General features: G+C 35.7%; 13 protein-coding genes and 1 pseudogene. 1 reads left to right on the forward strand and 13 read right to left on the reverse strand.

Annotation, left to right across the window (positions count from 1 at the left end; translation table 11 throughout):
• Positions 1–18 precede the first annotated feature (18 nt).
• From CGC49_RS04000 to CGC49_RS04055, 12 genes and pseudogenes are all read right to left on the reverse strand, one after another.
• Positions 19–207: a hypothetical protein gene (locus tag CGC49_RS04000; protein ID WP_095911892.1), complete on the reverse strand. Its 189-nt coding sequence runs from the start codon at positions 205–207 to the stop codon at positions 19–21.
• A gap of 33 nt (positions 208–240) precedes the next feature.
• The gene (locus CGC49_RS11385; RefSeq protein ID WP_369801123.1) at positions 241–405 is read right to left on the reverse strand and encodes a hypothetical protein; all 165 of its coding nucleotides are present in this window, start codon (positions 403–405) and stop codon (positions 241–243) included.
• Positions 406–485: 80 nt separating this feature from the next.
• Positions 486–605, reverse strand: a pseudogene (locus CGC49_RS11390) (NAD(P)-binding protein); the annotation flags it as partial.
• A 224-nt stretch (positions 606–829) separates the two neighbouring features.
• Positions 830–1696 carry an NAD-dependent epimerase/dehydratase family protein gene (locus tag CGC49_RS04010; protein WP_095911893.1) on the reverse strand — a complete coding sequence of 289 codons (867 nt, stop codon included), beginning with the start codon at positions 1694–1696 and terminating at the stop codon, positions 830–832.
• A 1-nt stretch (position 1697) separates the two neighbouring features.
• Positions 1698–3020 carry a UDP-glucose/GDP-mannose dehydrogenase family protein gene (locus CGC49_RS04015; RefSeq protein WP_095911894.1) on the reverse strand — a complete coding sequence of 441 codons (1323 nt, stop codon included), beginning with the start codon at positions 3018–3020 and terminating at the stop codon, positions 1698–1700.
• 238 nt (positions 3021–3258) lie between these two features.
• Positions 3259–4236, reverse strand: a complete 978-nt coding sequence (locus tag CGC49_RS04020; RefSeq protein WP_095893479.1) for a polyprenyl synthetase family protein — start codon at positions 4234–4236, stop codon at positions 3259–3261.
• Between the two features lie 60 nt (positions 4237–4296).
• Complete coding sequence (locus CGC49_RS04025) at positions 4297–4746, reverse strand: YhcH/YjgK/YiaL family protein (protein WP_042343586.1); 450 nt, start codon at positions 4744–4746, stop codon at positions 4297–4299.
• 17 nt (positions 4747–4763) lie between these two features.
• Positions 4764–5477, reverse strand: a complete 714-nt coding sequence (locus CGC49_RS04030) for an outer membrane beta-barrel protein (RefSeq protein WP_095911895.1) — start codon at positions 5475–5477, stop codon at positions 4764–4766.
• Positions 5478–5884: 407 nt separating this feature from the next.
• The gene (locus CGC49_RS04040) at positions 5885–7657 is read right to left on the reverse strand and encodes a DUF262 domain-containing protein (protein ID WP_095912682.1); all 1773 of its coding nucleotides are present in this window, start codon (positions 7655–7657) and stop codon (positions 5885–5887) included.
• A 4-nt stretch (positions 7658–7661) separates the two neighbouring features.
• Complete coding sequence (locus tag CGC49_RS04045; protein ID WP_095911896.1) at positions 7662–7958, reverse strand: hypothetical protein; 297 nt, start codon at positions 7956–7958, stop codon at positions 7662–7664.
• A gap of 38 nt (positions 7959–7996) precedes the next feature.
• Positions 7997–9868, reverse strand: coding sequence for a tRNA uridine-5-carboxymethylaminomethyl(34) synthesis enzyme MnmG (gene mnmG, locus CGC49_RS04050; protein WP_095911897.1), 1872 nt, complete (start codon positions 9866–9868; stop codon positions 7997–7999).
• Between the two features lie 181 nt (positions 9869–10049).
• Positions 10050–11159 carry a serine hydrolase gene (locus CGC49_RS04055; protein ID WP_157908991.1) on the reverse strand — a complete coding sequence of 370 codons (1110 nt, stop codon included), beginning with the start codon at positions 11157–11159 and terminating at the stop codon, positions 10050–10052.
• 422 nt (positions 11160–11581) lie between these two features.
• Here CGC49_RS04055 and CGC49_RS04060 point away from each other — a divergent pair, with 422 nt between their 5' ends.
• A complete protein-coding gene (locus tag CGC49_RS04060) occupies positions 11582–13531 on the forward strand; it encodes a DUF5018 domain-containing protein (protein WP_095911899.1) in 1950 nt (649 codons plus the stop codon).
• Positions 13532–13640: 109 nt separating this feature from the next.
• Here CGC49_RS04060 and hisS read toward each other — a convergent pair whose 3' ends face one another.
• A complete protein-coding gene (gene hisS, locus CGC49_RS04065) occupies positions 13641–15017 on the reverse strand; it encodes a histidine--tRNA ligase (RefSeq protein WP_095911900.1) in 1377 nt (458 codons plus the stop codon).
• Positions 15018–15161: the final 144 nt, after the last annotated feature.

Consider the following 15161-nt stretch of genomic DNA (forward strand, 5'->3'; position numbering starts at 1 on the left):
ACCGATAGTCAAACCAGTTTAAATGTTGCCACTCTCGCTCGGGGTGGTATCATACAGTTTGTAACGCTTTCCTTCTTTAACAAAATGGGTATTAAGGTATTTCAAGTGAATTTTAATGATTTTATTTTCTTCGTCTTTTACTATCGAAGTGATCGCAAAATCATCTGTAATACCTAACATCTCTCTCAAAAAATCTACAAAGTCCATTCTTTTTTCCTAAAGTTAATCATAAAAATCTTACTAATGCCTCTTTTTTATTTTGGCGTGAGTCCCTTGTGGCACACCCCAAAGCTGATAAAAAGTATTCATATTGAAGGACAAATTGTACAATGCCACCTTGTAATTAGCCTCTGGCGAATTGGTATATCGGTTAAATTCGATAAAGGAATTGACATAATCCCACATCTTTTTATTGCTAGTATAGAATATATGGGGCCATATTTACGAACACGTATCCCTTCTATATTTTCACAGTGTATATTTCGACCAAGACGCTCCCTTTTATCCATAACCAAACATTTTTTATCTTTTTTGACCATTTGATGAGCAAAAACAGGTCCAAAAAGCCCCACACCTACAATTAAATAGTCGTATTGTTTCATCATTTGGTCATGTTGCAAAAAGTAGAATAAATTAAGTTAATGATATTCAATGACTTACACTCCGTAATGATAGAACGGTATTAGATTTTGTCTTTTTTTAATTCCTTAAAATCAGTTACATCACAAACCAATACTTTTGTTCAATGGATAAACATAGCCTTCTAAAACAAACATAATATTTTGATTGTTAATTACTTAAGTCATCATACTTTTACAACATTACCTCATTATTTATTGTTCTCTTTTAAGAATTTTTCGATATAATCTTTAACACAGTTCTTCGTTTTCCACCCTAAGGATTGTGTTTTTTCTGTAACCACCTCGGCTGTCATTCGGTTTCCTTTACGCTCTGGGAGCATTTGTATTTCTCCACCAAACATTTGTGCTATCTCTAATATTGAATACGCCTCTGGAGAACCAATACCATATTCATCGCCTTGTCCTTTTTCTCCCACTAATAGCAGTCCGGCCACAATATCATCGATATGCGTAAAATTGCGTTGCTGTGTACCTGGACTAACTACCGTTAATGGTTCGCCTCTATTTATTTTTTCGGAAAAAAGAGCTATTAATGTAGCATACTTCCCATCTCGAATCTCTCTTTTCCCATATACATTGTAAAAATATGTTATAGCATATTCCAAACCATACCACTCTCCATAGTTTTTAACCATCTCTGTATTAGCTGATTTTGACCACGCATATGGACTTTGATTTTTACCAATTCCTCCGTCTCCAAATTTAGTGCTACTTCCTGCGTAAACTAATTTACTTTTATGCTTTCTACAAAATTCCAAAACCTTAGAAGTACCTATCCTATTGAATAAAAGCACTTTATCTATGTCTTCAAAACTTTGTTCTACACGAGAGTACTCTCCCAAATGGTATATCAAATCGGGTTTGAAATCTACCAACTCAAAAATATGTTCAGTACTTCCTTCAATATAAGTTACTCCTTCAATATGGTTATCACGACTTCCTGTAAAGTAATTATCTAATGAATATACTTGATTATTTGGATTTTGAGCCAATGCTTCACATAAATTAGAGCCAACAAAACCCGCACCTCCTGTTACTAATATTTTCTTTTTCATATCATTCTACTCCTATTTGTATGTATTCAAATCCTCTATTCGACAAATCAAACGAATTGTACTGATTGCGTCCGTCAAAAATAACTTTTTCTTTTAAAAGTTTAGCAATTTCTTCAAAGTCGGGTACTCGGAACTCTTTCCACTCTGTAAGTAAAATCATTGCATCAGCTCCCTTTAGAGCGTCATACTTACTATCAACATATTCAACATCAACACCTTTCAAGTAGCAAATTTTCGCCTCGTTAACTGCTTTGGGGTCATATGCCTGTATTTTAGCTCCTCGTTTTACCAATTCTTTGATGACGTAAATAGCTGGAGCTTCTCGCATATCGTCGGTTTCGGGTTTGAACGAAAGTCCCCACACAGCAAAGGTTTTACCAGAAAGGTCTTCACCGTATTTTTTGACAACTTTCTGAGCAATCACAAATTTTTGGCGATTATTCACGTTATCTACTGACTGAATAAGTTCTGCATCGTACTGAACCTCTTCCGCTAACTTTTTGAGAGCCAGTACATCTTTTGGAAAACAAGAGCCTCCGTAACCACACCCTGGATAAATGAAACTATACCCAATTCGGCTATCCGAACCGATACCAATACGTACCTTATTAACATCAGCTCCTACCCGTTCACAAATATTGGCAATTTCATTCATAAACGAAATTTTAGTCGCCAGCATCGCATTGGCGGCATACTTTGTCATCTCTGCAGAACGAATATCCATACCGATAAACCCATCGTGTTGCATAAAGAAAGGTGCGTACAGAACTTTCATTTTTTCCATTGCATACTGACTGTCAGAACCCACCACTACGCGATCGGGTTTCATAAAATCCTGTATAGCTTTACCTTCTTTCAAAAATTCAGGATTTGAAACCACGTAAAATTCAATATTTTCACCTCGCTTATGAAGTTCGGCTTGAATGGTTGCTTTTACCTTATCGGCTGTTCCTACGGGCACAGTGGATTTGTCCACCACAATGAGCTTGCTTTGCATCGTTTGTCCGATAGATTCCGCTACGGAAAGTACGTATTGTAAATCGGCTGAACCATCATCCCCCATCGGAGTTCCTACAGCGATAAAAACAATTTCTGCGTCGGTAATCACTTCCGACAACTCCGTGGTAAAGTTCAAGTTTTTGTTAGCTACGTTACTCAGAACCATGGCTTCAAGCCCTGGTTCATAAATAGGGATCACCCCTTTTTTTAGTTTTTCAATTTTTTCTGCATTTACATCTACACAGATTACTTTATTACCCATTTCGGCAAAACAAGTTCCTGATACTAATCCTACATATCCTGTTCCTATTACTACTACTTTCATTATTTATTATTTTTGTTACATCTGATTTTAGTGTAAAAAACATTTCTCACACTGACCTCCAAAGGTTTTATTGTTGTGACTACTACCATCAACAATCTACCTTAAGAAAGAGGTAAACCCGTCCGCAAAGATACAAAAAATATGTTACAAATGACTCAAAAAAAGTCTTTTTATAGAAGAAAACGTTTTCCTTGTATTTTATTAGAAATTTTTATTGCAATATGAATTCAGTCTAATTCTATATTTTCCGATCAATAACATAATTGACCATCATTATCAAGGCGTCTTTATAGTCTGAATCAGGAAAATCATTCAGAATCTGCAATGCTTTTTGTTGAAACTCCTTCATTTTTGTCTCTGCGTATGACAACCCATTGTTGTTTTTTACAAAATCAATAATTTCTCGCACTCGTTTTTTATCTTTATTATGATTTTTAACAGAATTAATTATCCATTTTTTATCTTTTTCAGAGCAATTATTCAGTGTATAGATAAGGGGAAGTGTCATTTTTTGTTCTTTGATATCAATTCCTGTGGGCTTACCTATGGCATCGTCTGTGTAATCAAATAAATCATCTTTGATTTGGAATGCCATACCGATATATTCACCAAACTGTCGCATTTTTTCGATGGTTTCGCGATCATCAGGTTTAACAGAACAAGCCCCCATTGCACAACAGGCCGCAATAAGAGTAGCCGTTTTTTGTCTGATAATTTCGTAGTAAACTGATTCAACAATGTCCAACCGCCGTGCTTTTTCAATCTGTAGCAACTCTCCTTCGCTCATCTCACGCACTGCCACGGAAATGATTTTCAATTGGTCAAAATCATCATTATCAATAGAAAGCAACAATCCTTTTGAAAGAAGATAGTCGCCAACCAACACCGCAATTTTATTTTTCCAAAGAGCATTGAGTGAAAAAAAGCCTCGTCGTTTGTTACTATCATCTACTACATCATCATGTACTAAAGTAGCTGTATGAATTAATTCTATGACGGAGGCTCCACGGTAAGTACGTTCATTGACAGTCCCCGACACCATTTTTGCCACTAAGAATACGAACATAGGACGCATTTGTTTACCCTTCCGATTTACAATATAATACGTAATCCGATTCAAAAGAGCCACTTTTGACGACATCGATTCCTGAAACTTTTGTTCAAAAAGTTCCATTTCCTCTCGTATGGGTTGCTTTATTCGTGTGGTTACTTTCACTATTTAGAATTTTAAAATTCGTCTGGAATGAATTTTCTATAATATGAATGCGGTATAGGCTTACAGAACCTTAATTTTGACCACAATTTTGCGTATTTTCCCTTGACCAATGATGGGAGCGTGTGCATCTTCTGGATAAACTATAGCAAAATGTTTCGGTTGTAGTGTTACGTAGGTCGTAGGTTGATCTTCATATAAACCATAATCCTCTTCAGTGTTAAAGGCTTTTTTCTCATGTTTACAGTCTGTCAAACTCTTCCATCCAATTGTTTCTTCTCCTGTTAGAAGCACGTGAATATCCAAATACTTTTGATGATATTCCAACACCTGATTCTCTTTACTAAGACATTCAGGCTCCGCGTTTATAAAAAAAACATCTTCACCATCGAACTCTATTTTTCCGAGTTCCAAATTTAAAAAGTTTGTTTGTTTGATATGAGCAAATACTTTTGTGAAAGCTGGATGCAATTTTTCGTAACGCTCACTATGGTTTAAATGCGCAACAATCATTTTTAATTTTTTTATGGTTATAATTTAAATCCAAAACCTATTGAAAAATAAGCTATATTAAACAATTTTGCCTTATCAAAAGACCATTTTTTATTAAGAATTTTAGTCCTATTTGATAAAGGTGTCAGGTCATAACTGACATTGGTTTCTGCAATAGCAAAAAAACTATCCGAAAAATTATAGATAACCCCTACCCCACCGTATGCTGTAATTGAAGACGGATGAAAATGTTCATCAACTCGCTCGGTAGCGTATGTTCCTACGTATTTCTCCGTGTATCTATGTATTTCAGAATCCCATTCATAGCCGAAATTATAGATTTGTAATATAATTTTTGACGAAAATCCTCCTTGTACAAACCACTCGAAATCTCGACCATTTTTGTAACGTACCAACATTGGAACTTCAACATAATCAAACCTATAAGAACCGTTCCACCGAGCAATGTCTATGATAGCATCACTACTCTTGTATTCGAATCCTTGCCGACGGTAGAGCATCTCTATCTGTAAAGACCAATGTTTACTGAACGCATTATTGATAAACACGCCCATATTGATACGACTCATGAATCCGTTGTAAGTGGTATTGCCTGTTTCATCCTCCATTGCCTTTGCTAAACTTCCGTTCAACGGAGGGACAACACTTTTTATACCTAAACGAAGTTCCTGAGCTACTGAAATATTCATGAAAAATATTCCAACAAACAAAAGTAGTGTTTTTTTTGTCATATATTATATATTTCTATAAGTTTTTCTATATTTTTTGCCTATGATTATGCAATATAGGTTAGCTCTACCTATCAAAACCAATGCCTTCAGCCAGTAGAAGATTAATACATACAAGAGGAAACTCTACTGATACGTAAGGCTTGTTGTTTTCATATAATCAAAAAACTAAATAGTTATCAATCACACAAATCCAATATTTTCTTTCTGTACTCTAAATCCATAACTAATCTGTAATATAGAGGATTATGAGCTCTTCTATATCCTGAATAATTCGTTCTATCAAGTTCTACTTTTGCTGCTTTTTTCCATTGTTCAAATAAAAAATGGTCATCATAAAAAATGACATCGTTACCAAAATTGACCCTAACCTTTGCAGGGAAAGCACCACCGATAAGATAGGAGTTTAATTATAGTGAAAAATAATATTCTTTGATTTTTTGAGCCATTAGCTTTCTTCTCAAAGATAAAAAATCTTGATAATCTTCAATATTCATATGTATAATTTCGGTAGGAATACAATTCATTTTTAGATTTCCTAAAAATTCTTGCTCGTTTGAAATTCCGCTTATGGAATGTTGTTTAATCAATTCAAAATAATCTTTTGGTGATTTATTCCCAATTTTGATATTTATTTCCGATTGCATATACACGTAATTGGCTATTTGATTGTATTGCCCTTTCTCCAATCCATTCTTTTTCAAGTAATCTTTTGGAAATAAGTGATGTATATCGCCTCTGTGTTCAATCAATTCTCGGACAGAAATATCTTTCGATAAAAATCCTTTATCGCTAGCCTTAACTTGTGAAGCTAAAAAAGTTAAAAAATAAGGGCTACTTGCCACCGAGGTATTTAAACTTTGTGGTAGTGAAGCGTTCCAAAAGGCATCGGATAATTCCGCTTCCTCTTTTTCTCTAAGATATTGTTCAAAAGGTTTTTGAGAGATTTGTTTAATATCAAAATCAAACATACTCTCTGGCGACCCCGAATATCTTCCCGTTAAGATAGAATAAACCAACCATCTTTTTACATAACTTTCAATAGAAACGGGATTCACTTGAAGCTCTTTTAATTTCAGATAAAGAATGTAAGCGAAGTTTAAAGCGTTTTGCGAACGGATGAGTTTGGGCGAAATAAATCCTGCCGATTTTACAATCATCAAAAATCTTTTAAAATTAGTTTCATTGATAAAGTTTTCAACTCCTTTTTTCAATTTTTGAAATGATTTTTCAGCAATTTCAGTTTCAAAAGTTCGAGTTTCAAAATTTCGTCCTGAAAGTAAGCTAACTAAATCGGAAAGTCGTCCTCTGCCGAATTGCGAAGTAAATGCCACACGAATTAAATCGTTGTAAGTAGGGTCGTACAAATCATCATTTTCGGTTTTGAGCCAAGACATTTTTCTGAAAAATTCCGTTTGAGCAAATTCTTTATCATTCTCCAAAATATGCTGATAAAATTCAGGAGCCACCGCCAAATGGCAGAAATAATCAATTGCTTTTCGCAATTCATTTCCTCCGTTCTCAGTATCAGAGGCGATTTTACTCATTGCAAAATCAGCTTGGCTAAGTACCACACCTTTTGAGTTAATTCGGATAAAAATTTCAGTTACGGTTTCAATATCCAATTCAGGGGCAAGTTCAATAAGTCCTATCTGCTTTTTAGGAATGTTTATTAAGTTTGTAAAAGATTTTTCAATTAACTCTTCATCTATTTCAGTATTTGAAGCTAAATAGTCTCGTACTAATTTCAAAAAACTAATCTTTCCTGAAAATACATCAGAAATATCAGGCAACCAAGTTTTATCTTTTAAAATTGCAGGGTTTTGAACCTCAAATCGTTCCTCAATAGGATTGAAAGCAATTTTGATTTTTACGCGTTGATAATTTTTATTCACAACTGATTGTCCAAGAATTGCAGCTGTTAAAGCTGTTATTCGTTGTTGTCCATCAATTAGAACTTTCTTGCCCTCACTTAAACTTCCATCTTTAAGTTTCACATTCGGATTTCTCCAAGCAATCACATATCCGATAGGATAACCTTGATATAAACTATCCATCAAATCACGAACCTTTGAACTATCCCACACAAAAGGACGCTGAATTTCAGGAATCGCAATTTCACCTGCCTTTACAGATGCTAATATAACCTCTATTAGATATTGATTTACAGAATATTTTTGCATTGCTTTAGAATTTATGATTTTCGACCCATTCATCTGTTATTCTTTTAGCTTCCTCTTCGGATAATTTGTTTGTATCAAAAATCCAATAAACAGCTCCGTGTTGAGGATAAAAATAACCACGAGACGCTAAATCTCCTTGATATCCCATTTTTTCTTTAAGAAAATTTATAAGCTCTCTATCGTGATGTTCAATAACGACAGAGCCGAGACACATTTCGTCATTGAAATAACCTTTTAATTGCAATAAATCAAATGCTTTTTGGCAAATTTCAATTGTTGGGTAAAATTCTGTACATCTCATAATATTTCACAGATTAGATTCTTAAAATAATTCTTATACTACCTCCCCATATACACCAACAAAATACTGATATCTGCTGGGGAAACACCGCTGATACGTGAGGCCTGTGAGAGTGTTGTTGGTCGGATTTTTTTCAGCTTTTCACGGCTCTCAAACGAAATAGAAGTCAGTTTATCGTAATTGAAGTTTTCAGGTATACGAATGTCTTCCAAGCGGTTAAGTTTATCGGCATTGTTTTTCTCTTTTTCGATGTACCCTGCGTATTTTACCTCGATTTCCGTTTGTTCAATGATTTCTTTATCAATTTCATTGGCTTCCACGAACGATTTTACGTTCTCCAATTGTTGTAAATCGGCGATGGTAATGTTTGGACGAGAAAGTACTTTGAACATCTTGTCGCCTTGTTTCATTGGAGATGAATCGTATTTTTCCAAAATCGGGTTCGCTTCTTCGGGTTTGATACTCGTTTCCTTAAAAAACTCCACAAAAGCATTGGTCTTTGCTTGTTTTCTTTCCAAAACGTCCATTCGTTTTTGCGATGCCAATCCTAATGAGAAACCAAGTGGCGTAAGTCGTGCATCGGCGTTGTCTTGTCGCAAAAGAGTGCGATATTCCGCCCGCGAGGTGAACATTCGGTAGGGTTCTTCCGTTCCTTTGGTAATCAAATCATCAATCAAAACACCGATGTAAGCCTCATTTCGCTTCAGAATGAAAGGCTCTTGCTCACGAATTTTCTGTACGGCATTTATCCCTGCCATAATTCCTTGTGCGGCAGCCTCTTCATAACCTGTTGTTCCGTTGATTTGACCTGCAAAATACAGATTTTCAATAAGTTTCGTTTCCAACGTGTGTTTGAGTTGTGTCGGCGGAAAATAATCGTATTCAATGGCGTACCCTGGACGGAAAAACTTCACATTTTCAAAGCCTTCTATTTTTCGCATTGCTTCAAACTGAACTTCTTCTGGAAGCGATGTTGAAAATCCGTTTACGTACACTTCTACCGTGTTCCAACCCTCGGGTTCCACGAAGATTTGATGGCGGTCTTTGTCGGCAAATCGGTTGATTTTATCCTCAATTGATGGACAATAACGTGGTCCCACGCCTTGGATTGCCCCATTGAACATCGGTGAGCGGTCAAATCCTGTGCGGAGCAAGTCGTGTACTTCCTCGCTGGTGTAGGTCATATAGCAATCTTTCTGAATTTGAAGCGGTTGTGTTTCTTCCGAAAAGGAAAATTTCTCAGGATTTTCATCGCCGGGTTGAGGAATCATTTTGGAATAATCAAGCGAACGACTGTCCACACGCGGTGGTGTTCCTGTTTTCATTCTTCCTGATTCAAATCCGTGAGAAACAAGGCATTCGGTAATCCCTTTGGAAGCCTTTTCACCGGCTCTTCCGCCTCCTAACTGCTTCATTCCTATATGAATAACTCCATTTAAGAAAGTTCCATTAGTAAGAATCACCGATTTGGAATAAATAGGAATCCCCAAAGAGGTTTTTACGCCTTTTACCTGATGATTTTCGATAATGAGGTCGGAAACCATATCTTGATAGAAGTCGAGATTGGGCAATCTTTCGAGTTGCAGACGCCATTCTTCGGCAAATCGCATTCGGTCAGACTGAGCTCGAGGACTCCACATTGCAGGACCTTTCGATTGGTTGAGCATTTTGAACTGAATGGCGGTTTTGTCGGTAATAATGCCTGTATATCCACCCAAAGCGTCAATCTCACGAACGATTTGCCCCTTGGCGATGCCCCCCACCGCTGGGTTGCACGACATTTGTGCTATATTTTGCAATTGCATTGTGATGAGCAAGGTTTTCGCTCCCATATTGGCAGCGGCAGCAGCGGCTTCGGCTCCTGCGTGTCCGCCTCCCACTACGATAACGTCATATTTTTCTTGAAACATATTTCTATTTGGCTTTAAGCAAAAACACTTTAAATAATTAGACACCTCTAAACTATTTACTAATGACTTTTGCGGTGCAAAAATAAGAATTTCATTCTATAATTTTGAGTTTTTCTTTCAAACGGATTTTTGGACTTCAGGTAGTGATATATACGAAATGATTATTCCGAGATATTTTTGTTTATTTTTGCATAAAAATTTTATTAATGCCAAAAATATAATGATAAATATTCGTAAAACTGTAAAAATCAATATGCGTGAGATTTGAAAGTATCACAATGGCAACTTTTTGCTTAGGAAAACGAATAAATTTGGTGCAATATCCCGCCTGACCACCTGGATGAAAATAAAAAGTTCCCCATTGAGGATTTTCACCAATATACCAACCCAATCCGTAGTTGTAATCCAAATCTTTTGCGTAGGAACCATCGTTTAAAAGCGTAGGCGAAAACAATTTCTGTTTACTTGATTGATTTAAAATAACATCGGAATGTAGAGCTTTATCCCATTTCAGCAAATCATAGGCTGTGGAATAAACCGATCCGTCACCATAAAAACCACCCAAACCACGAACATACGAATTATGAGGCTGTTCATAGGCTATTTTTCTGGTTTTCGTTAGCTCATCAAGTTCATAGCCCTGACAAATTTCTTTCTTTGTAACTAATCTTTTGTCGGTGTAATATTCGGCAGAAGTGTCATTCATTTGAGCAGGTTTGAAAATGTACTTGTGCATAAACTCCTTAAATGGCATTCCGCTAACTTTTTCGATTAAAACGGCTGCAGTACAATATGCTATGTCACAGTAATCCCACTTATCGCCCGCCGACAATTGTTGTGGATATTTCCCCGATGATAACATTTTCATCAGCTCTTTGTTACCATTGATTTTTTTCATATTCAAATCGGGAACCATCGTTTTTGAAAAATCGGGCATACCCGAAGTGTGATTCAATAAATGTATGATTTTAACATCTTTATAAGGATAAGTCGGCAAGTATTTCTTAACGTAATCTTCTAATTTCAATTTCCCTTGTTGTTCCAAAATTAAGACTGCTGTTGCCGTGAATTGTTTTGAAACTGACGCCAACTGAAAAATCGTATTTCGGGTAAATGGTATATTTTTTTCGTAGTCGGCTTTTCCAAAAAAAACATCGTAAACGATGGTATCATTTTGTGAAACAAGTACATGTCCGCTAAACTTTCCGTTTTTAAATTCTTTCTGAAAAAGAGAATCAATATAGGAAATGTTGATTTTTTGTCCAAACAATAAACATGGGATAAATATCATTATAGAACATATTTTTTTCATACCATTATTTTTATTAGGTGGTTATCTATTTTAGCGTTCATTTCACATCAAACAGGATACAAATCTACAAAATAAAACCACGACTTGTTCAAATTTTAGCCTCTTTTTGTGGTATTCAAAACTGATAAGCAATCTTTTTTGCTACAAAAATATTCTATGAAGTAAAGCTACAACCATTAAACTCCAATTTTCAATTTTTTCAAATTGTATATTCAATAAAATTGTTGTTTTTAAAAATCTAATTTGTACTGTTGCTCAAATCAGGGCTACGAAAGTGGAGGATGAAGAGCGTTTTTGTAATAGGGGTTCATTAGTAATTTTAGATTTTTTATGAAAGTGATGGCAGTTTTTTAAGAACGGATTTTTTACTTTTGCTCCTATTTTAAAACATTAACAAAGAGATGAAAAAATTACAGTACTTAGTGCTGATGACATTGCTTGTCATTGGCTGTGGGAAGGACAACCCAACAGGAGAAATTCCTAACGAACCTGAACAAAAATTGAGTTCTCAAAAAATCCTTGGAGACTTTACTTTGTTTGATGAAGCCACTGGAAAATGGCGTAACACAGAAATAAAAGATAATGTGGTGACGGCAGTTATCGAAACTCCGTTTGATATTAAGGCGTTGGTAGCCACAGTTCGTATTCCTGACAAGGCTACCATCAGTCCCGATCCAACGCAAAAAAGAGACTATACTACCCCGGTGGTCTACACCATAACGGCAGAGGATGGAACTAAGGCGGAATATAAAGTCATTGTTACTAAACGACTTCTTTCAGAAAGTAATATCTACCGATTGCATTTTAAAGAAGTTGGTAAATCACGTGATCACTACAACCCGCATCCTAGCTTAAATCAACATGATAAAAATGCTGATATCAGAATAGTAGTTCCCTTAACTACAGACGTAACCAAATTGACCTCTGTATTTGAAATTTCAGAGGGAGCAACGATTCATCCGAAGGCAGGACAAACGCTTGACTACACCAAACCTGTGGAATATACCGTTACATCCGAAGACGGAAAAACGGTTCTAAAATATACTGTAACAGTAATCTTTGACGATTTGCCAAAGCTGAGTTTATCAATTAATGGAGAAGAATTCCGAAACGTCCCTCCAGGAGGAACCATTGTTTTTGGTGTGAATGTTTTGCCAAAGCACGAAGATATTCGGGTTTCGTTGGTTACCGAAGATGGAAAATCAAGTGTGCCACTCACTATCCAAAAAGTAGATGATACTAACAAAAAAATACACGTAAAACTTCCAGATACGTATCTGAACGGAATATATAAGTTAGATGTTCGTATTGCAGAGAACAATAGTGCGATGAGCTATACTTTTGTGCTTCATGGCGGGAACCCCGTTTTTCATTATATTACGAGTAATGGCGGAGGCCCAAAAACACCTAATTCCTTGCTTTATCTTGCAGAGCAATTTGGAATTTTTGCGAGTATAAACAGAAAAGACTTTGCAAAGCACAGTTTCTTTATTAAGAAAAATGGAGAATATCTCCCATTAGAAAATGCAAGATTTCATACTAATTCTACAACAATTATACTAGAAGCTCCGTTAGAGCTTCCAAATACTTCATTGGAGACAGGTACGGATTTTGAGTTTGTTATCCGCTACGAAGGAAAAGAATATACTTATCCTTTAGTAAACAATAAAAATGAGCCAGTTAAAGTGTATATCCCTAAACCTCCTGTGGTTACGGGAGTTTCAAAAACTTCTGTTACACAAGGTGAAACTTTGGTGATTAAAGGATCAAACTTATTCTATCCACATGGTGATCTACGGGACGGAGGTCGAGATAAAATCAATCATTATACAGCTATAAGAAGTCGCACTCCTTCTAAAGAATTGATTTCGATGATTGGAAAAGAGATAGATGCGCAAGGAAATTTGGTACTTACTGTCCCATTTAATTTCTTGGCAGAGACGGAATATAAACTCTTTATAGATAGTAACGTAGATTCGTTTGGGGAAGTGGAGACACCAATCACTATCAAAGTAGAGTTGCCGAAACCTACACATCCAACAATGCGAATACAAGAAGCAGAAGTCTATCACGAAAATAGTAAATATTTCAAAAAACAATTAAGAGTGAAATTTAATGGAGACATTTCCAAAATTAATATTAAAGCTATTGTATTCCCTGAATATCAAAATGCAAAGATTACTAATTTCATTGTTTATGAGGGTTCTAACTCTATTATGACGGGGGAATTAAATTTTTGGGAATACAGAGATGTTTATACGAGAAGACATACACTTTACGTCCTTTTTGAAGAAGGAGGAAAAGAGTATAAGCTTTATTTTAATGCAAAGCGAGGAGAACAGAATGATTAAATGACAAATGATTGAATCAATAAATAGAGGCTAACCTTTTTCGGGTCAGCCTCTATTTTATTTGTTTCAAAAATGCCTTTTTGAGTTGGTATCTACTGAAAAATTAAGTTTATTTGAAAGTAGAGATGCTAACTTGGTTGAATCCATATTCGAACTGTTCACCCGTTTGCATGTTCTTCACTACAAATGATTTTTTTTCGAGTTCTGATTCTCCTATGATTACCACGTAAGGAATATTACGTTTATTAGCGTAATCCATTTGTTTTTTCATTTTCGCACTGTCTGGGTATAATTCGGCTTTTAGCCCCAATGTTCGAAGCTGTTGTATTAATTTCAGACTTTGCAAAGCTTCTTGCTCTCCGAAATTGACACACAGCACATCCATTGTTTCACTGATTTCCGAAGGAAATAAATTTAGTTCTTCCATGACTAAACAAATTCTGTCCAAACCAAATGAAATTCCTACACCGCTGATTCCTTTCAGTCCAAATATGTTTGTCAAATCGTCATATCGACCTCCACCTCCAATGGAACCTATGTTTACATTTTTCGGTGCGGCAACTTCAAAAATAGCTCCTGTATAATAGTTTAACCCACGTGCCAAAGTTACATCCAAATCTAAAAAAGCCGTTTGTAGTGGCAAAACCGAGATTGATTTTTCAATAAATTCGAGTTCTTCAATGCCTTTTTTTCCTATTTCAGAAGTTTGTAGGATAGTTTTTAGAGTTGTGATTTTCTGAGAGAAATCTCCTTTAAGATGAAAAATAGGTTTTATTTTTTCAATAGCTTGTGCCGAAATCCCTTTTGAGAGCATTTCATTGATGACTCCTTCTTGTCCTATCTTATCCAATTTGTCTAAAGCAACAGTGAAATCAATGAGTTTTTCACTTTCTCCAATTACTTCCGCAAATCCACTCAAAATTTTGCGATTATTCATTTTAATGGTAACCCCTTTGAGATTCAGTTGTGTAAAAACGCTATCGTAAAGCTGTACGAATTCAATTTCTTGCCAAAGACTGTTGCTTCCTACCACATCGGCGTCGCATTGGTAAAACTCACGAAAACGTCCCTTTTGAGGTCGGTCGGCACGCCAAACAGGTTGAATTTGGTACCTTTTGAACGGAAACGTGATGTCGTTTTGGTGCTGTACTACATACCGAGCAAAAGGTACTGTTAAATCATAACGCAAAGCCTTCTCAGAAATTTGAGGAGTGAGTTTTGTTACATTTTTGGTTTCCCAATCGGAAGGATCTACTTTTTCGGCGAAATTCCCTGAGTTTAAAATTTTGAAAATCAAACGATCACCTTCCTCTCCATATTTTCCCATAAGAGTGTCGTAATTTTCAAAACTTGGTGTCTCAATGGGTTGAAATCCAAATTTGGTAAATTCGTTTCTTATTTTATCGATAATAAAATATCGTTTAGCCAATTCCGTAGGCGAGAAATCGCGTGTACCCTTTGGTATGCTTGGTTTTTGTGCTGCCATAATCGTTTTTTGTATAAATCAGCGACAAAGATAGTTACAAAATTTTAATTTTACCCAATCACTTTTTTAATAATTCAGGAAGTTAATTCATACAAGTACAATAGGGATTAGCTAACTAATTTAACTAATCCCTATTGTATATTT

Source organism: Capnocytophaga sp. H4358, from assembly GCF_002302515.1.
Lineage (GTDB): Bacteria > Bacteroidota > Bacteroidia > Flavobacteriales > Flavobacteriaceae > Capnocytophaga > Capnocytophaga canis.